This is a genomic window from Pseudomonas sp. G5001, assembly GCF_013385475.1.
Classification (GTDB): Bacteria; Pseudomonadota; Gammaproteobacteria; order Pseudomonadales; family Pseudomonadaceae; genus Aquipseudomonas.
This window is the reverse complement of the sequence record NZ_JACAPZ010000038.1, coordinates 1-20,703: the sequence shown is the minus strand read 5'-3', so window position 1 is coordinate 20,703 and position 20,703 is coordinate 1. Positions and strand designations below refer to the sequence as shown.

General features: G+C 59.9%; 13 protein-coding genes. 9 read left to right on the top strand and 4 right to left on the bottom strand.

Going from position 1 to position 20,703, the window contains the following annotated elements; all coding sequences use genetic code 11:
* The first annotated feature begins 96 nt into the window (after window positions 1–96).
* On the top strand, window positions 97–3,963 hold the full coding sequence (locus tag HX805_RS27085; RefSeq protein WP_177117460.1) for an Ig-like domain-containing protein: 3,867 nt from the start codon (window positions 97–99) through the stop codon (window positions 3,961–3,963).
* A gap of 67 nt (window positions 3,964–4,030) precedes the next feature.
* Here the strand turns inward: HX805_RS27085 and HX805_RS27080 are convergent, their stop codons facing one another.
* The 3 genes from HX805_RS27080 to HX805_RS27070 all read right to left on the bottom strand — a co-directional run bounded on the left by HX805_RS27080 (window position 4,031) and on the right by HX805_RS27070 (window position 10,697).
* A complete protein-coding gene (locus tag HX805_RS27080; protein ID WP_177117459.1) occupies window positions 4,031–6,298 on the bottom strand; it encodes an autotransporter outer membrane beta-barrel domain-containing protein in 2,268 nt (755 codons plus the stop codon).
* Window positions 6,299–6,530: 232 nt separating this feature from the next.
* The gene (locus HX805_RS27075) at window positions 6,531–8,561 is read right to left on the bottom strand and encodes a hypothetical protein (RefSeq protein WP_177117458.1); all 2,031 of its coding nucleotides are present in this window, start codon (window positions 8,559–8,561) and stop codon (window positions 6,531–6,533) included.
* A gap of 144 nt (window positions 8,562–8,705) precedes the next feature.
* Window positions 8,706–10,697 (bottom strand): hypothetical protein, encoded by a 1,992-nt coding sequence (locus HX805_RS27070; protein ID WP_177117457.1) that lies wholly within the window; start codon window positions 10,695–10,697, stop codon window positions 8,706–8,708.
* A gap of 276 nt (window positions 10,698–10,973) precedes the next feature.
* On the opposite strand from HX805_RS27070, the gene HX805_RS27065 reads away from it, so the two are divergent.
* From HX805_RS27065 to HX805_RS27045, 5 genes are all read left to right on the top strand, one after another.
* On the top strand, window positions 10,974–12,032 hold the full coding sequence (locus HX805_RS27065) for a LacI family DNA-binding transcriptional regulator (protein WP_177117456.1): 1,059 nt from the start codon (window positions 10,974–10,976) through the stop codon (window positions 12,030–12,032).
* 88 nt (window positions 12,033–12,120) lie between these two features.
* Window positions 12,121–12,903, top strand: coding sequence for a sugar phosphate isomerase/epimerase (locus tag HX805_RS27060; protein WP_102605812.1), 783 nt, complete (start codon window positions 12,121–12,123; stop codon window positions 12,901–12,903).
* A complete protein-coding gene (locus HX805_RS27055; protein WP_177117455.1) occupies window positions 12,896–13,840 on the top strand; it encodes a sugar kinase in 945 nt (314 codons plus the stop codon). Before HX805_RS27060 ends, HX805_RS27055 begins: the two co-directional genes overlap by 8 nt.
* 55 nt (window positions 13,841–13,895) lie before the next feature.
* A complete protein-coding gene (locus HX805_RS27050; protein ID WP_003214078.1) occupies window positions 13,896–15,191 on the top strand; it encodes an MFS transporter in 1,296 nt (431 codons plus the stop codon).
* Window positions 15,191–16,168 carry an NAD(P)-dependent oxidoreductase gene (locus HX805_RS27045; protein ID WP_177117454.1) on the top strand — a complete coding sequence of 326 codons (978 nt, stop codon included), beginning with the start codon at window positions 15,191–15,193 and terminating at the stop codon, window positions 16,166–16,168. Before HX805_RS27050 ends, HX805_RS27045 begins: the two co-directional genes overlap by 1 nt.
* Before the next feature lie 148 nt (window positions 16,169–16,316).
* Here the strand turns inward: HX805_RS27045 and HX805_RS27040 are convergent, their stop codons facing one another.
* On the bottom strand, window positions 16,317–17,942 hold the full coding sequence (locus HX805_RS27040; RefSeq protein WP_177009635.1) for a methyl-accepting chemotaxis protein: 1,626 nt from the start codon (window positions 17,940–17,942) through the stop codon (window positions 16,317–16,319).
* A 235-nt stretch (window positions 17,943–18,177) separates the two neighbouring features.
* Between HX805_RS27040 and HX805_RS27035 the strand changes: the two genes are divergently transcribed.
* Genes HX805_RS27035 through HX805_RS27025 form a run of 3 tightly spaced genes read left to right on the top strand, consistent with a single transcriptional unit; the run spans window position 18,178 to window position 20,636 of the window.
* A complete protein-coding gene (locus HX805_RS27035) occupies window positions 18,178–19,605 on the top strand; it encodes a nucleobase:cation symporter-2 family protein (protein ID WP_177068203.1) in 1,428 nt (475 codons plus the stop codon).
* A gap of 13 nt (window positions 19,606–19,618) precedes the next feature.
* Window positions 19,619–20,080, top strand: coding sequence for an LEA type 2 family protein (locus HX805_RS27030; RefSeq protein WP_003214086.1), 462 nt, complete (start codon window positions 19,619–19,621; stop codon window positions 20,078–20,080).
* 4 nt (window positions 20,081–20,084) lie between these two features.
* Entirely contained in the window at window positions 20,085–20,636 is a 552-nt protein-coding gene (locus HX805_RS27025) for a GNAT family N-acetyltransferase (protein WP_177029104.1), read from the top strand.
* Window positions 20,637–20,703: the final 67 nt, after the last annotated feature.

Genomic DNA, 20,703 nt, shown 5'->3' with positions numbered 1-20,703 from the left:
TCACAGCTATCCGCTATCGGGGCTGCGGGTGTTTGATTTCCCTTGCCTATATGCACAGCCAGCGCTGTGCGTGACTTCCAGCAAGGAGTGGTCAGCATGCCCAACCAACCGATCGACCCCGATGACAATGCCTCGGTCATTGAAGACCCAGGTGTACCTGTTTCCGACAGCCCCCTGGCCCTCCTTGAGCCCGCGCCCCTGCCGGTGATCACGGCTGAAGACCTGGCCCCGCCCTATTCGGCGTTCCCGCCGGTCTCGCTTGACCAGTATCCCGATGAACCTTACGCCTATGGCCTGGGCATTCGGCATGTTCAGCCCTATGCGTATTTCGTCCTGGAAAAATGGCACACCTGGGCCATCTTCGACGCCTTTGAGTTGTACCTCAATAACGATCTTCAGGCGTCTGGTGTCGTCGAGATGGACCAGGATCGTTATGGCATGTACGTCATCGCCGAACGCATGCCTGAAGGTGAAGTTCAAGTGCGCGCGCGGGTAGTGCGCGCAGGCAGCGGCCAGGAAAGCACCTCGCCGCCGCAAAGCATATTGATCAAGACCACCCGTCCCGGCGGGATTGAGAACAATGGTGACGACAAATGGCACAGTAAACTGAGCCTGAGTGTCGACGGGTTGCCCGAAAGCAGCACGATCAACATGGACACGATCAGTCGCGGGTTATACGCCGTGATTGCGCCCTATCCGAACGTGCGCAAGAACGACACCATTGAGTTCTATTGGGACGGAATTGAGATCAGGCACCTGGTCACGGCCGCCGAGGCTGGCGGTATCCAGCCGATCAGGGTATTTATCAGCAAGGAAAATATTCTCAAGGGCGGCCTCAACGGCGCACTCACCCTGCGCTTCAGGGTGTTCGATGTGGTTCAGAATTACTCAGGGGAAAAATACCAGTACTCCAAGCCGTATGGACTGGTCGCCGAACTGGACCCCAGCTTGATGAGCGCGCCGTTTTTCCTGGTGGATGACGCGGAAAGCCGGCAAATCGATTACGACACGCAAAGTAATTCACTGTTCGAAATCCTGTTGCAGACCCCACGGGTGACACCGGCCCCGCTGCCCCCAAACCAGGTCACGATTACCCTGACGGCCACACTGGCGGACGGCACGATCGAAGAACTGGTGCTTGATCCTGTCGAAGTCAGGAACGGTCGGGAAGAGATCTTCCCGGTGGACCGCGATTTGATCGAGCGCGTCATCGGCGGCTCGTTCAGGGCTTCATTCGTTTGGCACACCGCCACCGGTGGCCACCTCGGGCAGTCTGGCAGTGTCACCGTGACGGTGGTGGGTACACCGACCTCGATGCCGGCAGTGACCGTGACCCCGAGCGAGTTGGGCCTGATCAACCCGGACGATGATGCGTTTATCAGCATCCCGTCCTACCAGCCCCACGCCTACGACTCGCTGGAAACCCTGGTCATCGAGCAAATTGTTCCAGGGGGCGGTGGAATTCGCTATTCCGACCCGCAACTGGCCGGGGACCAGGGTGGCACGCGCCGGGTTCCAAGCGAAATACTGCAACAGTTCAAGGACCTGGGTGACGTCGCAGTGTATTACCTGGTCGATGACGGCGCAGACAGCCAGTTGCATGCCTACGGTGCGCTGATTGAACGCAAATCACGGGTGCTGACAGTACGCATCGACGAACGCCTCGAAACCATGCTTGCCCCCACCCTGCAGGGTGCGATTGACGACAACGTTGACCCGGTTGACGTAGTGGGCGACAGCGTGCTGCTGACGCTACCCTATACGGCAACCAGGAGCCGCGACCATATCCAATGGAACATTGTGGGCACGGGCACAGGCGGTTCCGCCAGCGGTTCGGTGACGATCAACGGTGCGACACAGGGCCAGCCACTGGTACTGCCGGTGAGCCGTGCGGTGCTGGATAACAACTTCGATGGCCAACTGCGCATCACCTACAGCCTGGAACGCGAAACCCCGCTGCCGAAACTCACCTTGCGCTCGTTTACAACCCTCCTGACCGTGGGCCGTGGCGTGGAACTGGATGCGCCTGAAGTCGTGGAAGCCGAGCAGTACCCTGACCGGCTTGACCCGCTGGCGGCTCAATCGGGCGCAACGGTGCTGGTGAAATACCGGCGCATGCGCGAGAGCGAATCGTTTTCAGTGAAATGGGTGACGGCCGATCTGCTGGGCAGCACCGTCGAAACGGGTTGGGGCAACCCCGACACCAATGAAGTGGGTGTGCCGATAGAGGCCCGTACCATTGCCAAGGGCATTCGCAACGAGCGTAACCGCATCAGTGTGCAATACAGTTTTACCCGCAGCGGGTTTCTCCATGAGTCGGATACTCTGAACCTGGACCTGCTGCCGTTGAGTGGCTTACCCACACCAACCATCGACGGGGTCGGCAACAGCGTGATCCTGCCGACGAACGAGCTCGTCGCTCAAGCCCGCATCCGTGTGGCGGCCTGGCCTTTGGCCTTTGAAGAGCAGTTCATGTGGCTGCAATACACGGGTACCAACACCGACGGCAGTGCGTTCAACCTGGACACTTTTATCGCCGCCCCTGTTGGAGAAAGCGCCACCCTGGGTGTCTCGCAACCCATACCGTTGGCGGAGCTGCAAGGTCTCAGGAACGAGTCGCACCTGACCATTCGCTTCTGGGTCAGCCTGGCCGAAAGCACTGATAAAAACACCGCAGTATTGTTTGGTGTACGCGAGCATATTATCCAGTCGATCCCCGCCACATTGCCGCGCCCGGCCTTTGCCAATCTGCAGGGCGCCACCTTGACCATCGACCCACAGGACTGGCAGAACAACGCCTATGTGGCGGTGGCCTATAACGAAATGACCGCGGCCCACCGCATCGCCCTCGAGTGGATTTACCCGAACGGCACCATGGCCACCATCCCGGCGCAGAACGGTAACACCAATAAGCGCGTCGACTTTCAGATCAGCCGGGACATCCTCGCCAACAGCGCGGGCAAATTGATCGAGCTCCGTTATATGGCGACGATAGGGACGACTATTGTCCCGTCAGAAACACAGAAGCTGACCGTCAACCGTGTTCCGTCCTCGGCGCTGCCTCGGCCGCTGATCAATGGCGTCCCTACAGGCGGTGAGTTGAACCTCAATAACTTCAGCACCAATGCCACCTTGAGTGTTGCCCCTTGGCCTTTGGCCGCAACGGGCCAGAAGGTCTGGGTGCAACTGACCAGGGCGGGCAGCGCGCCGTTGAATGTGCTGACAAACTACAGCCTGCTGGCGGGAGAAGTATCGACCGGCTTGGTGAACAAGGCGGTACTGCGCACATGGCTGGACGGGCTGCCTAACAACAGCACCATCACCGTAACGTGCAAGGTAACGTTTGATGGCAGCAGCGTTGAATCCACGGCCATTACGTTCCCCACTGCGACCTATACGGTAATTACTTCGCTGAGGATTGATCAGAGTCAAATGAACTTGAACGGTACAAGGGTGCTCACCAACTGGCCCGCAACCGGGAGGGATTGGGCGGGCAATACGCAGACACGAGTAGCCAGCGGAGGGGTTGGTTCTTATTCCTACGCGTCCAGCGCACCTACTATTGCTTCAGTACACTCAACCACGGGAAAAGTAACAGGCAATCGTAATGGTACGGCGACGATCACCGCGAGAGACAGAAATAATATTTCGCGGTCCTATACGGTCGTTGTCTCTAACATCTTCCAACTACAAGTCAATGAAACACACCAGTCTCCTACTGCTGCTATTAACTGGATGAACTCAATAGGAGGACGCCCACTTGTAATAGGCAACAGCGGAAATGGATCGATAATTTACGCGTTAAGCTCTATATACAACCCTCCTCCAAGACTCAGAGAGTATGGACTTTGTTCATTCAATGGTGATTGGTACAACTACATAACGATGGGAACCGGACCGCTACGCTGGGTAGCCGTTCGCGGGCATTACAACATGTCAGCGTGGTGCATGACTCCCTATTAAAAAATCAAGATACTTAACCCCACAAAAAAAGGAAGCCTCGGCTTCCTTTTTTCTTTACCCCTGTTTCCTAGAAATCGTAACGCACTCCCACATTAACCCCCCACGGCTGATCCACCTTCTTGCCTTGGGCATGTTCAATATCAGCGTGCAGCTTGACGTTCTTCGACACCGACATCGCCACGCCCGCTGCCACTTCAATACGCGAACCGAACACATCGTTGTTGAAGCGCTGGTCGTTCACCTTGACCTTGTTGCTGTGGTTGAACTCATGGGCCAACGCTGTACGCAGGTAGGGCTGCAGCACCCCGCCGCTCTCCAGCTGGATATTCTTGCCACCTGTCACGCCGAGCTTGCCCACCACGGAGGCGGTGCGATCACCCTTGGCCTGCAGGCCATTGTCCAGCTCGTAACTTTGCGCCTGGATAATCGCTGTGCTCAGTTGCGAGTACGGTTCTACAAAGTAACCATCGTCGAGCTTGATATGCCGGCCGACTTCCGCCGATGCGCTCACGGCATTCTGCGTGTAGTTGCCCTTGGCACGCTTGCCGTCGCTCATGGTCACGTTGACCTCGTTGTGCAAGCGGTTGAGCTTGACCACGCCGTCGAAGTACAGCCCGCTCTCGTCGTCGATCCAGGTGGCATAACCCCCCAGGTAGTAGCTGTTGACCTTGCCGCTGCCGGAAGTGTTGGCGCTGATGTCGGACGTGCTGTGACCCGCCATGACACCGGCCATCCACTGGCCATCTCCGCTCGACAATGGCGCATCGGCCCCCAGGCTCAGGCCACGCTGGTTTTGCGTGTAGCCACCACCGTCCTTGTTCCCGGCTACCTCGTATTTGTTGCCGTAGCCACGCATCCAGAACCCGTTGCTCTGGCCGTCGCTGAAGCGCAGTTCACCCATGCGGGTACGCAGCAGGGACATCTCGCCGTACAGCACGGTGGGGGCCGTGTTGAACAACGCCATCACGGTTTTGGTGCTGTTGCTGGTGCCACGACGGTTAGGGTCGAGGTACCAGTCGGTGTCTTCCTTCTTCAGCCCGTAGGAATAGGCGCCCACATCCACGGTGTCGCCGTCCAGCGAGAAGTGCGCATCGCCACCTTCGGTGTGCACCACACGAATCGGCAAGGCACTCGCCAACTCGGAGCCGGTCGCCGCCAACAGCAGGCTGTGGTTGCCCGTGGCAACCCCGTTGACGTTGAGCAAGTCGGTCTGGCCGGTGCTGAAGTCGGTGTGCATCACATAGCTGCCGTCACCCGACAGGCTGTTGACGTCCAACTGGAAGAACTCATCGGCGCCGCCAAAGTGCACGGTGCCGCCGCCCATGATCAGGTCGCCGACTGAACTGTCATCCACCAGCATCCAGTGGGACGCTGAATTGACGCTCAACTCGGCGACGTTCTGCAGTTTGCCGGTGAGCCAGGAGCCATTGTTGAGCTGCAACCTGGCGGTGCTGCCGTCTTCGACCACCACGTCACCGACCAGGAAGCTGCGGTCGACGTTCATGTTGGCGGTGGCGCCATTCATGACTTCCAGCAGCACACCGTTTGCGCCGGTTAGCGTGGAGCCATTGAGTACATGAATATCAGCAAGGGTGGATTCCCCGGGCCGGAACGAGCCGACCTGAATCGCCGAACCGGTCTTGCCCTCGACGCTCGAGCGGTCGAGGATCAGGCTGCTGGCCAAAGTCGGGTCGTTATCCACGCCCATCTTCACGCCAATGTCTCCACCAACGATGCTGGTATTGAACGCACGGGCCTGGCCATTGAACAGTTCGATACCCACGCCATCATCTGCGGTCGCCTCGACACGCGAATCGGTCAGGTCCAGCACACTGTGGGCACTGGCCGAGGCACCGCGGGTGCTGCCGGTGATGTGACTGTTGACGACCGTGACGCTGGAACCATTGGTGGCGCCCAGGGAACGGGCCGCTGCCAGCCCGGTTCCGTTGTTGTGGGTAACGTTGCTGTTGGTGATCAGCACGTTGCTGCCCGTGACATGAACCCCGGCCCTTCCCGAATCCCGCGCAATGACGTCCGAACCATCGATGCGGATGTCGGAGTTGATTGCGGCAATGTCCCGGGTGCTGCTGCCGGCATTGACAATCAGGGTTGCGGAATTGGCAGTGATTTGCAGGGTGGGCACTCCATGAACCGTCAGGCGGGAACCTGCACGCAATTCAAAAGTGTCAGGGCGCGGGCCAGGCCCCACCGTTTCATCCGGGCCGGTCACGACACGCGCTTCGGACAGCTGCGCCATGAGCATCAGCAGTGTGACGGCCTTGGCCTTGAAGGCAAGGCTTAAGGGAGTTGGTTTGAAATCGAATGGAGCTGACATCTTTACGGACCTCTGGGTTGGCGTTCCTTTACGGAAAAAAACTGGCCGGTTCCGAAAAGCGTGTGGACCCTGCCAATCAAGCGGCGCCCAAGGTACCCAGAGCTGTTCCCAACATCTGTAGGACTAATCCCAAGGTGCTGTGCTGAAAGTGAATGCAGTTTGTAGTCGACCCAACGGCAAAAATGCCAAAGAGGAGCAAGGCTCCTCTTTGGCATTAGGGCTCAAACAAGTATCAAGGAAGCGGGACGGCAGTACCGTCGCAGAAAAAGCCATTCGTTCCACCTATCCGAACCCCGCGAACAAGAGGATGCGCTTCATCGGAAGGTAATGGTCCTTCAGGCAGGTTGATGGTGTACCAGATCCGCGCGGAGCCGGCCAGCCTTGCACCCGAGTTGGGCTGGATGGGTTTGTAGATGGTCTCATAGGGCCCCAGGAGCAACTCGAACCCAGAATTGATCATGGCTTGCGTGAGCGGTATGGAGTCCACACGACCCACTGCTGCCGGGACCGCTACCATTCCTGCATTGTCGCTGTAGCCCTGCCAGTGCAGCGTAACCACCATCCTCAGTTCAAAGTGCTCCGAAGGCGGGATAAACACCACAACGTTTCCGGGAGGATTTTCAGGCCTGAACGTAGTGCAGTTGATCGCCCCTCCGTCCGACAGATGTCGTACCACCGGCGGGGCAAGCTCTTTGAAGTTGGCATTCACCGTCACCGTCGTGTCAGGGGAAAACTGGCGGTTGGTGCTGGCCCCTTGGGCAATGGTGTAGAACACCGTCTTGCGGCCATTGCCATGACGCTCAATGAAGCTCCACGGGATTGAGAGCGGAATCACCTGGCCAGCCGAGGCGCCGGTCACCGGTTGGGTAGCAACGAGTTCGCCCGAATAGTAAAGGCGGATCGTAAAGTCGCTGGCATCCGGTGTGGGTGCCGTACTCCATAACGTTACCCGAGCAATTGCAGGCCGGTTGGCGTGGTCGCGCTCCAGTTCGTCGTCGGGGCCCTCGGTACCGGTTGCGTCCACCCCGTTCACGACTACGGGCAGCAGGTCATCGTTGATCGGGTCCGGGCCAATGGGAGTGGGGCCGACAACAAACAGGTCCAGGTTGACGGTGGTGGTCGGTGTCGCCGGGTTGTTGACAGACCGCCGCCGCACCACATAGGAAACCGTCAACGGCAATAGCCCTCGAGTGGCCCCATACAGGATTTCCAGCACCCTGTACGGAACGTAAACCTCCGCCGGGAAACGGCTGTTGCCCAGTGGCTGGGCCTCCAAGGGAACGGTGGTGATGCTTGTCCTCAATGTGACGAGGAATTCATCTCCATCGACGCCGCGCAGAAAGTTCGTATATTCAGGAATACGCACGATCATGCCGCCGTCCAGCGCAACGTCCGCCCGATCAATCAATACATCGCCGGGGGGTGAGGTTCGGTCAACCAGGGGGGCCAGCAGGTTCTCGGGCGCTGGAAACAGGCCCACGTCCATCTCGTAGGCAGTCGAAAGCCGCGCCCAATTCCCTGCCGCGTCGAACAACTCATACCGCAAATTGCGCAGGCCATCCGGATTGGCGTCAACCACGGATAATGGCAATGGAAAGCTCAGGTCCGCAGGCAGATTCCAGCGTGGCGAAGGATCGGGCGGGTTGGGTGCATAGGGCGTATCGGAGCCATTATAGTAAAGATACGCCCAATCGCCGTCTGCCCGACCATGCGCCACATAATCCGGGATCGTAAACACTGCAGACTCATTGGGCTTGCTTTCAAAGTAGTCGCGGTCGGCAGGTGTCGGCAGGTCGGCAGGCGGAATCGGCGCCGGCGGTGCATCGGGGGAAATGGCATACGGTGGTGTCAGGTCAACGACAATGGTCTGCGGATCTGATTGGGAACGGTTGTCAACGCCACGTACGTAAATTTCGTACTTGATTTGGTACCGCCCCGCGGGCCGCCGACCTTGAGCAATGTTCACCACTGTCTCAGGCCCTGGGGCAGCAACGGTGAACCTATAAATGGGCTCGCCCCACTCGGTGTCATCGAAATTTTTCCACCAAACACTGACAAGATCGTCAAAAATCGGATGGGTATCGGCGTCAGGCCATAGTGGAATAGAGAAATTCAAATTCTCACGCAGGTTGTACTCCCGTGAAAGCAATCCAGGGTAGCCAGGCACCTCACCTTCAAGAATACCATCAGGCAAGGCGCCAGTCGTATTGGCACTTCGATTCTTTGCATAGTTACGGATAAAGTCGAGCGTGTCCTTTTTCATTACGTGTCTCCAGATATTAAGACGAATTACATCTCACCCACACTTCCCTACCATTGACGTAGCCGTTCGCGTCGCGAGACAAAGCGCTTGCACGCCTATCACACGCCGACTATTCCCTGCACAACAACAAATACACCCAGTCCTTTAATCTTTGACCAACGTTGCCTTTCCATCACTGGTGCAACTAATGACATCCCCGGGTTTACAAAACCCACCCGTTGGAAAGGTCAGGTCGACACGGATGTGTCCGCTCCCCTTGACGTCTGGCCGGGAGTCACCCACCTTGCCCAGGTTTCGCCACACTTCGAAACTGGCGACAGCTGAACCGTATTCGCGCATAGGCTCCAGGGTCCGGTCGAACGGTTCCACCACAACTTTAATACCGTTATCAATATGGGGTTGCAGCACCTGGATGGTTTCTTCGTATTCAGATCCAGCAATAGGATCAACCCAGTTATTACGCGCATAGCCTTGCCAGTGAAAACGCACCTCGTCGTTAAGTTGCAGGCCGATATTGCCCGGAATCAACCAATGCACGCCATATAAAGGCGAAGGCGAAGAACAACAGGTCACATACTCGCTAGTGAGGGTGTGCTGAACTTGCGGAGGAGTAAAATCAATCAGCGCCGTCACATCGACATTCACAAAAGTTGGCGGCGACTGTTGTTCGTTGACCCCATTACTGGTGAGGTAATGGACCGGCAGACGTGGATTGACCGTCCCCTCGATCAGATTCCAGGGAATATCGGTAAACCACACCAACTGCCCTCCTACCTCCCCCAACTGCACGGGATGGCTGGCCACCGGGCCAACACCGTTCCAGAACAGACTGAGCAATTGACCCGCAACCGGATCGGCAAACAAAGGAACATATGCCTGGGCAGCCAGCCCACGATCCAGATGATTGAGCTGATTGGGAGTCTTGGAGCCGCGCCCTATCACCGTGACGCTGGCCAGGGTCGGGTTAAGCAATGCGGGCGCATTGGGATGGTCCTGGCCGGCAATCGTCAGGTCGACATTGAACCGTTCCGATAAGGAACGAAATGGAGGCAGGGCTCCGCGAATGATTTCGTAGCGCACCACCGCCGCTTCGGGAACCAGTACAGGCGCAGGCCCCCTGAGGGTCAGCCATGGAATTTCCACATCACAAGGGAAGCTCAGTACTGGCTGCGGGACTGTCGGACGGGCATTCCAGTAGGCGATTACCTGGTCCCCCGGCGCCCAATCGTCGTAGGCGGGGTCAATGCGCATGAACACGCCACGACGTGCATCATCGCGCTTGATCAGGCCGTCGTCGTATGCCGGTGGCCGAATTTGCGGACGCGGCAAGTTGCTCGGCAACGGCGTCAGTGCCAGCTGAAACAGCAGTCCGGCACTCTGGCTGCTGAAATTGCCTGCCTCGTCAAAAATGCGGTAGAAAATATAGGCGTCACCGTTGTTCAACCTGCGAAAAATATCGGGGTCCACGTAAGCAACCAGCGGGTCTGAGGCTAACGCGATCACGTACTCGGCGTCCGCCGCGCTTAGCGGCGGGTTATCCCGGTTGGACAGGTAGAATTCAATCCGGTCCCTGTCCGCGCGCACGGTGTAGAACGGAATATTGAACGCCACCGGCACGTTATCGAGCAGGTATTGCTCATCGACGTTCGGGGTCGGGGCAACTACAAAATCCACAGTATCCAGAGGGTTCAGTAACTCAGGCGAGTCCAGATCGATGGTGAGTGTTCTCCTGGGATTCAGCACACTGACGCCGCCAAAGGAGTCCTGAACCGTGTAGTAGAGTTGCGCGGTGCCGGAGCCCTTATCAGTCAATCGTGACAGGGGCACCTCCAGTGAGATCACCGCTGGCAAAGGGGGTGGCGGGCCAAACACCTGCCGCGAATCAACCTCCTCATCGACACCCGCCCACACCCAGCGGAGGAGCACGATGTGCGGCTCATCCAGCAGCGGCTCGGGTCGCGGGTTCCACATCGGAATGTTGACCTGCAGCGGGCCCTGCAGGCGCGAGCGCGGGATCACGCCCCGGGGGTCACCACTGTCGACGCCGGGTATGTCCATCGGGTCCAGCAACACAGTGCCCCCGTCGTCCGCGCCCAAGGGGTTGATCAGGTAAGTGGATTCAGAGACGTCAGACATGGGTTTAATCCTCAACACGGTGGACAGTGGCCTGCCGGCAGGCGGCGTGTGTATACCAAGTGGCGTTGAGAGAATTAAGCGCCCGATTCCTCCAGCCGGATACTGTCAGAATTAACAGGTAGCCCCCTCCATTCGTCGCTTTTTGCTCGGCCTTGCTGCCAGGGCGGTTACTGAGCAGCGCTTGACGAAATTTCCTACTTGGTGTTTCCTGAAACCGGTTTCAGCAATTGGTTTCGCCTTGGAACCCAGATAAATCCAATAAGAAAGGCCGCCGCCGTGACTACTTTTTCCGCCGCCCAACGCAGCCGCGTGACCATGCTGGACGTCGCCGAGCGCGCCGGTGTGTCCAAGGCCAGCGTGTCGCGCTTTATCGGCGACGACCGTGCCCTGCTCTCCGATGCCATCGCCCTGCGCATCGAGCAGGCCATCGATGAGCTGGGCTATCGCCCCAACCAGATGGCCCGCGGCCTGAAACGCGGGCGCACCCGCCTGATCGGCATGCTGGTAGCCGATATCCGCAACCCCTATTCGATTGCCGTGATGCATGGCGTGGAAACCGCCTGCCGCCAGCACGGCTACAGCCTGGTGGTGTGCAACACCGACCGCGATGACGAGCAGGAGCGCCAGCACCTGGCGGCCCTGCGTGCCTACAATATCGAAGGGCTGATCGTGAATACCCTCGGCCATCACCTGGACCAATTGCTGGAACTGCAACGGGAAATGCCCCTGGTGCTGGTGGACCGCAAGGTCGAACCGCTGCACAGCGACCTGGTAGGGCTGGACAACCCGGTGGCGGTGCGCATGGCCGTGGAGCATCTGGAACAGCAAGGCTATCGCGACCTGCTGTTGGTGACTGAAGCCACCGACGGCACCAGCTCGCGGCTTGAGCGCCTGGACAGTTTCAAGGCGGAGATGACCAACCGTCCGACGTTGACCGGCGCCGTACTGGAGTTGGATGGCGAACTGGAACAGCGTCTGCAAAAGTTTCTAGGCAAATCCGGCCCCAAGGCGTTGTTCTGCGCCAACGGAATCGCGGCACTGGCGTGTACCCGTGCATTGAAAAATCTAGGCTGCGACCTGTTTGATGACGTAGGCCTGATCGCCCTGGATGACCTCGACTGGTACCCGCTGGTGGGCAACGGCATCACCGCCCTCGCCCAGCCCACCGAGGCCATTGGCGCCAGTGCGTTTGACTGTTTACTCAAGCGTTTGCGCGGCGATAGCCAGCCCCCACGCACCCTGAACTTCTTGCCACAACTGATTATCCGGGGCTCGACCCAATCCCTTGTGGGAGCTGGCTTGCCTGCGATAACGGTTTCTCCGGCGAAGCAGTAGGCGGCTGACCGCCGCCATCGCAGGCAAGCCAGCTCCCACACGTTTATTTTGCGAATAAAAATGAAACCGGTTTCAGAGGTCCACAACAATGCATAAATACCCCGTCTCCATCAGCCTTTCCAGTTACGGCGCCGACCTGGTCCGCCAGCAAGGCCAGTTGAGTTTCGTCGAGGTGCTGGCTGCCGCCGGCGCGCAACGCATCGAATGGCGCGAAGAGCTGCTGACCACCGAACAACCCCATGAGCTGGCGCAAGCTGCAGCCGATCAAGGCCTGGAGTGCGTGTTCTCATCGCCCCTGGAACTCTGGGTGGCCGGTCGCTCGCAGCCCAATGCCGAACTGGCCGCCACCCTCGACCGCGCCCAGGCATTCGGCGCCCGCTGGCTGAAAGTCTCCCTGGGCTATTTCACCGACACCAACGACCTCGACAGTTTGAGCGCCCTGCTCAACCGGCATCCGGTCAAGCTGCTGGTGGAAAACGACCAGACCCTGCACGGCGGGCGCATTGAGCCGATGCAGCGCTTTTTCAACGAAGTCGAGCGGTTGGCGGTGCCGGTGAAAATGACCTTCGATATCGGCAACTGGCAATGGCAGGACCAATCCGCGACCACCGCCGCGCGCCTGCTGGGCCGGCATGTGGACTACCTGCACTGCAAGGCCGTGGCCCGCCGCGCCGACGGCAAGCTGGTGGCCCTGCCGCCGGGCGCCGCCGACCTGCATCTGTGGGAACAACTGCTCAAGCACATGACTCAAGGTATTACCCGGGCCGTGGAATTTCCGCTGCAAGGCAATGACCTGGTGCAGGTCACCGCCCAGCAGGTCGCCACCCTCGCCGTCCTCGGCCAGCCCCGCGTGGAGAACGCACATGTCTGAGATCGATATCCTGTCGTTTGGTGAAACCATGGCGATGTTTGTCGCCGATCAGACCGGCGACCTGGCCCAGGTTGCCCAGTTTCACAAGCGTATTGCCGGCGCCGACAGCAACGTCGCCATCGGCCTGTCACGCCTGGGCTTCAACGTCGCATGGCTGAGCCGCGTGGGTGCCGATTCCCTCGGGCGCTTCGTGGTGGACACCTTGCAGAACGAAGGCCTGGACTGCACTCATGTGGCGGTGGACCCGCTGCACCCCACGGGCTTTCAACTCAAGTCCCGCGAGGAAGCCGGCGATGATCCGCAGGTGGAGTACTTCCGCCGTGGCTCGGCCGCCAGCCATCTGTCGGTCGAGGCGATCAAGCCTGAGCTGTTGCAAGCCCGGCACCTGCACGCCACCGGCATTCCGCCGGCGCTGTCGGATGCCACCCGCGACCTGTCGCGCCAGTTGATGACGCAAATGCGCGAGGCCGGGCGCAGCGTGTCCTTCGACCCGAACTTGCGCCCGTCCCTGTGGGCGAACGAGCAACGCATGATCAGCGAAATCAACGCCCTCGCCTGCCTGGCGGACTGGGTGTTGCCGGGCTTGAGCGAAGGCCGCTTGCTCACCGGTTTTGAAGACCCGGCCGACATCGCCGCGTTTTACCTGGACCAGGGCGTGGAAGCCGTGGCCATCAAGCTCGGGCCCCACGGCGCGTATTACCGCACCCAGCTGGACCAGGGGTTTGTCGCCGCCGTGCCAGTGGCCAAGGTGGTCGACACGGTCGGCGCCGGCGATGGATTTGCCGTGGGCATGATCAGCGCGCTCCTGGAAAACCTGAGCTTCAGCGAAGCCGTGCAGCGCGGCAACTGGATCGGCAGCCGCGCGGTGCAGAGCCGTGGCGACATGGAAGGCTTGCCGTTCAGGACCGATCTGCCCCACACCCAGAAAGCCGGTTAATCAGCATCACCGAGTTACCTGTTGCCACAACTACAACAAGCTCAGGAGCAACCTTATGGAACCGTTGAAACTCGCCACCCGCCGTTGGTGGTACATCATGCCCATCGTGTTTATCACCTACAGCCTGGCGTACCTGGACCGCGCCAACTACGGCTTTGCCGCCGCCTCCGGGATGGCCGAAGACCTGATGATCACCCCGGGCATGTCGTCATTGCTCGGCGCGCTGTTCTTCCTTGGCTACTTTTTCTTCCAGGTGCCCGGTGCGATCTACGCGCAGAAACGCAGCGTGAAGAAGCTGATTTTCGTCAGCCTGATCCTGTGGGGCGGCCTGGCCACCCTGACCGGCATGGTGTCCAACGCCTACATGCTGATCGTGATCCGCTTCATGCTCGGGGTGGTCGAAGCCGCCGTGATGCCGGCGATGCTGGTGTACCTGTGCCACTGGTTCACCCGCGCGGAACGCTCGCGAGCCAACACCTTCCTGATCCTCGGCAACCCGGTGACCATGATGTGGATGTCGGTGGTCTCGGGCTACCTGGTGCAGCATTTCAGCTGGCGCTGGATGTTTATCATCGAAGGTTTGCCGGCGGTGCTGTGGGCGTTTATCTGGTGGAAGCTGGCGGATGAAAAACCCGCAGACGCCAAATGGCTGAGCGCCCAGCATAAAAAAGACCTGGAAACCGCCCTCGCCGAAGAACAAGTGGGCATCAAGGCGGTAAAGAACTACGCCGAGGCCTTTCGCTCACCCAAGGTGATCATCCTGGCGCTGCAGTTTTTCTGCTGGAGCATTGGCGTGTATGGCTTCGTGCTGTGGCTGCCGTCGATCCTCAAGGCCGGCCTGAAAATGGACATGGTCGAGGCCGGCTGGCTGTCGGCGCTGCCGTACCTGGCGGCGGTGATCGGCATGCTGGCGGTGTCCTGGGGCTCGGACAAACTGCAAAAACGTAAACGTTTTGTGTGGCCACCGTTGCTGATCGCCTCCATCGCGTTTTATGCGTCCTACGTGCTCGGCGCCGAACACTTCTGGTGGTCGTACACCCTGCTGGTGATCGCCGGGGCCTGTATGTACGCGCCGTACGGGCCGTTTTTCGCAATCGTCCCCGAGATCCTTCCGGCCAACGTCGCCGGCGGCGCCATGGCGCTGATCAACAGCATGGGCGCCCTCGGTTCGTTCGGCGGTTCGTACCTGGTGGGCTACCTCAACAGCAGCACCGGATCGCCCGGCGCCTCGTACTTGCTGATGAGTGGTGCGCTGCTGGTGTCGGTGGTGTTGACGATCTTTCTCAAGCCCGGCGCCAGTGACCGCGAGCGCGCCCCGCTGCAATCCCTTGAATTGAAGGTAAAGACCTGATGAAAAAGTCTGTCGTGCTCTACAAGAAACTCTCAGCACCGCTGATGGCCCGCCTGCATGAACAGGCCCAGGTCACGCTTATTGAATCACTGGATGAAAGCGGCCTGGCCAAACTGCGTGAAGCCTTGCCGACCGCTCAGGGCTTGCTCGGTGCCAGCCTGCGCCTGGATGCCAAACTGCTGGATCTGGCGCCAAACCTTGAGGCGGTGGCCAGCGTGTCGGTTGGTGTCGACAACTACGATATCGACTACCTGACCGAGCGCGGCATCCTGCTCAGCAATACCCCCGACGTACTGACCGAAACCACCGCCGATACCGGCTTCGCCCTGATCCTGGCGACCGCCCGGCGAGTGGTGGAGCTGGCCAATATGGTGCGTGCCGGCAACTGGAACCAGAACATCGGCCCGCTGCATTTCGGCAGCGATGTACACGGCAAGACGCTTGGCATTATCGGCATGGGCCGGATTGGCGAAGCCTTGGCCCAGCGTGGGCACTTCGGGTTCGGCATGCCGGTGATCTACCACAGCCACTCGCCAAAACCTGCAGTGGAGCAACGTTTTGACGCGCAATACCGCAGCCTGCCGGACCTGCTCCGGGAAGCCGATTTTGTGTGCCTGACCTTGCCGCTGACGGCTGAAACCGAAGATTTGATCGGTGCTGAAGAGTTCGCGTTGATGGGCCCGGAGACGATCTTTATCAACATCTCCCGAGGCAAGGTGGTGGACGAGGCGGCCCTGATCGAGGCGTTGCAACAGCGCACGATTCGTGCGGCGGGGCTGGATGTGTTTGTGCGGGAGCCACTGCAGCATGACTCGCCGTTGTTGCGTTTGAACAATGTGGTGGCGACGCCGCATATCGGTTCAGCGACTCATGAGACGCGGGAGGCGATGGCCAAGTGCGCGGTGGACAATCTGCTGGCGGCGCTGGCGGGTGAGAAGCCGAAGAACCTGGTGAACCCAGCCGCCTGGAAACACTGATTCCTGAAGCACCACAGAAGCCAATGTGGGAGCGGCGGTGCGACGATTCGACTTGCTCGCGAAGGCGGTGTGTCAGCCACCGAATGCATCAACTGACACACCGCTTTCGCGAGCAAGCCCGCTCCCACATTTTTGATCGTATTTCAGGTCAGATGACGAAGCGCGCCACCATCCCGTTCAAATCCACCGCCAGTCGCGACAGCTCATGGCTGGCCGCGCTGGTCTGGTTGGCACCCGCCGCCGACTGCGTCGCCAGGTCGCGGATGTTCACCAGGTTGCGATCCACTTCGCGGGACACCTGAGCCTGTTCTTCCGAGGCACTGGCGATCACCAGGTTGCGCTCGTTGATCAGGCTGATGGACTGGGTGATCTGCTCCAGGGCCACACCGGCAGCCCGCGCCATTTCCAGGGTGCTTTGGGTGCGCTGGTTGCTCTGCTGCATGGACTGCACCGCTTCACCCGTACCGCTCTGGATGCCGGCGACCATTTTCTCGATTTCCTGGGTCGATTGCGCCGTGCGATGGGCCAGGGCCCGCACTTCGTCCGCCACCACCGCAAAACCACGCCCGGCTTCACCGGCACGCGCCGCTTCAATCGCCGCGTTGAGTGCCAGCAGGTTGGTCTGCTCGGCAATCGCGCGAATCACATCCAGTACCTTGCCAATGTCACGGCCCTGGGTGGCCAGGCCTTCGATCAGCACCGAGGTGTTTTGCACGTCCTGGGTCATGGTCTGGATCGCACCGACGGTTTCCACCACTCGGTCGCGCCCTTCCCGCGCAGCCTGGTTGGACTGGCTGGACGCCTCGGAGGTGGACACCGCGTTGCGCGCCACTTCTTCCACGGCGGCCGTCATTTCGTTGACCGCGGTGGCGGCCTGGTCGATTTCGTTGTTTTGCTGTTGCAGGCCTTTGGAGGCTTCTTCGGTGACGGCGCTGAGCTCTTCAGCGGCGGAGGCCAACTGCGTGGCTGAGCCGGCGATGTGCTGGATGGTCTGGCGCAGGTTGTTCTGCATCGCGGCCAAGGCGCCGATCAGGCGGGCCGGTTCGTCCTTGCCGTCGACTTCGATGGGCTTGCTCAGGTTGCCGCCGGCGATGGTTTCAGCAACCTCCAGCGCTTTGCGCAAGGGCGTCACGATACTGCGCGTCAGCAGCCAGGCCAGCAGTACGGTCATCAACGCAGCAATCACGGAGACTGCGATGATGCCAGTGATTGCATCCTGATAACTTTGCCCGGCCTCGGTGTCGGCCTGCTTCGCGTCAGCAGCGTTGATGGCGATCAGTTTATTCAACTGCTCGCCCATCTGGTCGGTGCCGTCCTTGATACGGCTATTGATCAAGGCACGCATCTCTTCGACCTTGTTCTGCTGTGAAAAGGCAACCATCTCGGCCTGGGCCTTCAGATAATTGTCGAGCGTGAGGGAGAACGTTTTGTACAGCGCCGCCTCTTCGTTCCCGGCTGGCATGCCTGCATAAGCGGCCTGTGCCGTCTTGACCTTGTCCACCAGCACACCCATGCGGGTTTGAGCCTCATCCAGAGCCGCCGGCTCACGGTTTACCAGCACACGAAAAGAGAGAATCCGCAGGCGCAGGACGTTTTCGGTCATGGTCGCCAGATACCCGACGCTGGGCAGTTGGTTGGAGCCCATGTCGACCGATGCCTGACGAATCAGAGTCATGCGGTTCGCCGCAAACACCCCAAGAATAACGACAAGCAACGCGATGAAGGCGAAACCGAGAAAAGCTCGAGGTGCGATATTCAGGTTACGAAGGGACATAGGGGGCGCTCTTAGAAGTAGTGGCTGCGAGCATCCCTGCCGCGACACGGTCAGTGGGCGTCAACGCGCCGCTCTGACCGGCTGGCGCCACTGTTGTAATAGGTATGTGGGCCTATAAACGGTATCGGCCGGCTTGAGGATTTAATGGGGGATGTTTCGAAATATTTTTTCACACTTCTGACAACTGGCACTTTCTGGCATCCTGCGCCTCCTTTTTCCTACCCGGGCCCGTATTTTGTCTGACACTCAAACCCCTCGCCCCCGTTATAAATCCGACCTGATCTACGGCCTCGACGACCGTCCGCACTTCAGCGCGGCGATATTTGCCGCCCTGCAGCACGTGCTGGCCAGCTTTGTCGGGATCATCACCCCGACGCTGATCGTCGGCGGCGTGCTGGGCCTGGAAAGCGAAGTGCCGTACCTGGTCAGCATGGCGTTGTTTGTGTCCGGGCTCGGCACCTTTGTGCAGGCCCGCAAGTTCGGCCCGGTGGGTTCGGGCCTGCTGTGCCTGCAAGGCACCAGTTTTTCGTTTATCAGCGTGATCCTCAGTGCCGGCTTCATGGTCAAGGCCCGGGGCGGCGGCACCGATGAGATCCTGTCGACGATCTTCGGCATCTGCTTCTTCGCGGCGTTTATCGAAGTGGTGCTCAGCCAGTTCATCGGCAAGCTGCGCAAGCTGATCACCCCGGTGGTCACCGGCACCATCATTACCTTGATGGGTTTGTCGCTGATCAAGGTGGCCGTCACCGACATGGCCGGCGGTTATGGCGCCAGCGACCTGGGCGCCGCCGGCAACATGGGCCTGGCGGCCCTGGTGCTGCTGACCATCGTGGTGCTCAACCGCTTCAACAACCCGTTCCTGCGCCTGGGTTCGATCGTGATCGGCCTGACCCTGGGTTTTGTGGTGGCCTGGTGGATGGGCCGCGTCGACCTGGGCGCCCTGCCCCAGTTGCCACTGATCAGCATACCGGTGCCGTTCAAGTACGGTTTTTCGTTCGACTGGGTGGCGTTTATCCCGGTGGCGGTGATCTTCCTGATTTCGCCCCTGGAAGCCGCCGGTGACCTGACCGCCAACTCGATGATCTCGCAACAGCCGGTCAAGGGCCCGCTGTACATCAAGCGCATCAAGTCCGGCCTGCTGGCCGACGGCCTCAACTCGGTGATGGCGGCCACCTTCAACAGCTTGCCGATGGTGACCTTCGCCCAGAACAACGGGGTGATCCAGTTGACCGGCGTGGCCAGCCGTTATGTGGCGTACTTCATTGCCGGGCTGCTGGTGCTGCTGGGGCTGTTCCCGATGATCGGCGCGGTGTTGCAACTGATGCCCAAGCCGGTACTGGGCGGCGCCACGCTGATCATGTTCGGCACCGTGGCCGTGGCCGGGATCAAGATCCTCGCCGAAGCCGGCCTGCACCGGCGCAATGTGCTGATCGTGGCGATCTCCCTGGGCATGGGCCTGGGTGTGGCGGCGGTGCCGGAAGTACTGCGCGAGCTGCCCAAGGCACTGCACAACATCTTCGAGTCGCCAATCACCGTGGGGGCGTTCTGCGCTATCGTGCTGAACATCTTCCTGCCTGAGGAGTTCATAGAACTGGAAGAAGATGAATTTGATCCGGAAGCCTCCACCCTCAAAGTGATGCAGGACCCGGACGTCACGAAATAGGAGAACCCGTTTTATGCGCAAGCTCATGGTTTTGTCACTGCTGCTACTCACCCTGAGCGCGTGCGCGCTGTTTCCCAATCGCGACCCGGTGAACATCAACGTGGTGGGCATCGAGCCGCTGCAGAGCCAGGACCTGGAAGTGCGTTTCGCGGTGAAGCTGCGGATACAAAATCCGAATGAAACCGCCATCGACTACAGCGGCGTGGCCCTGGACCTGGAGGTCAATGGCCGGCCGCTGGCGTCCGGGGTGAGTGACCAGGGTGGCTCGATCCCACGCTTTTCGGAGACGGTGCTGACGGTGCCGGTGAGCGTTTCGGCGTTTTCCGTTTTGCGCCAGACCCTTGGCTTGAGCCAGACCCAGAGTTTGAATAACCTGCCGTACGTGTTGCGCGGGAAACTCGCGGGTGGCCTGTTCGGCACCATGCGTTTTGTGGATCGCGGGACCCTGGACTTTCCCAACACTGCCACTTGGTAACGACATGGATGCGCAACCTACGCTGTATACCGAACGGCTGATCCTGCGGCCGTTGACGCTGGAGGATGCCGAGGGTGTCCAGCAGCAATTTCCGCACTGGGAAGTGGTGCGTTACCTGAATGCCCTGGTGCCCTGGCCGTACCCGGCGGATGGTGCGCGCAGCTATCTGGAGCAGGTTGCATTGCCGGCGATGGCCCGGGGTGAGGAGTGGCATTGGTCGATCCGCCTGAAAAGCGCGCCTGGGGTGTTGATTGGTAATGTCAGCCTGATGGATGAGGTGGACAACAACCGCGGCTTTTGGCTGGCGCCGCAGTGGCAGGGCCAGGGGTTGATGGCCGAGGCCAGTGCGGCGGTGACTGAGTATTGGTTTGAGGTGCTGGAGCGGCCTGTGATGCGCGTGCCCAAGGCGGCGCCGAACGTGGCGTCTCGCAGGATTTCCGAGCGGACGGGGATGCGGTTGGTCAGGACCGATGAGGGGCAGTTTGTCGCTGGGAGTTTGCCCAAGGATATCTGGGAGATTACCCGGGAGGAATGGCTGAGGAGTCGGCGGGGCTGAGGTGGGTTTTGGGTGTATATCCGTTATTTGGGTAACGGCTGATAGGGGTTCCGCTCTTACAGCGGCT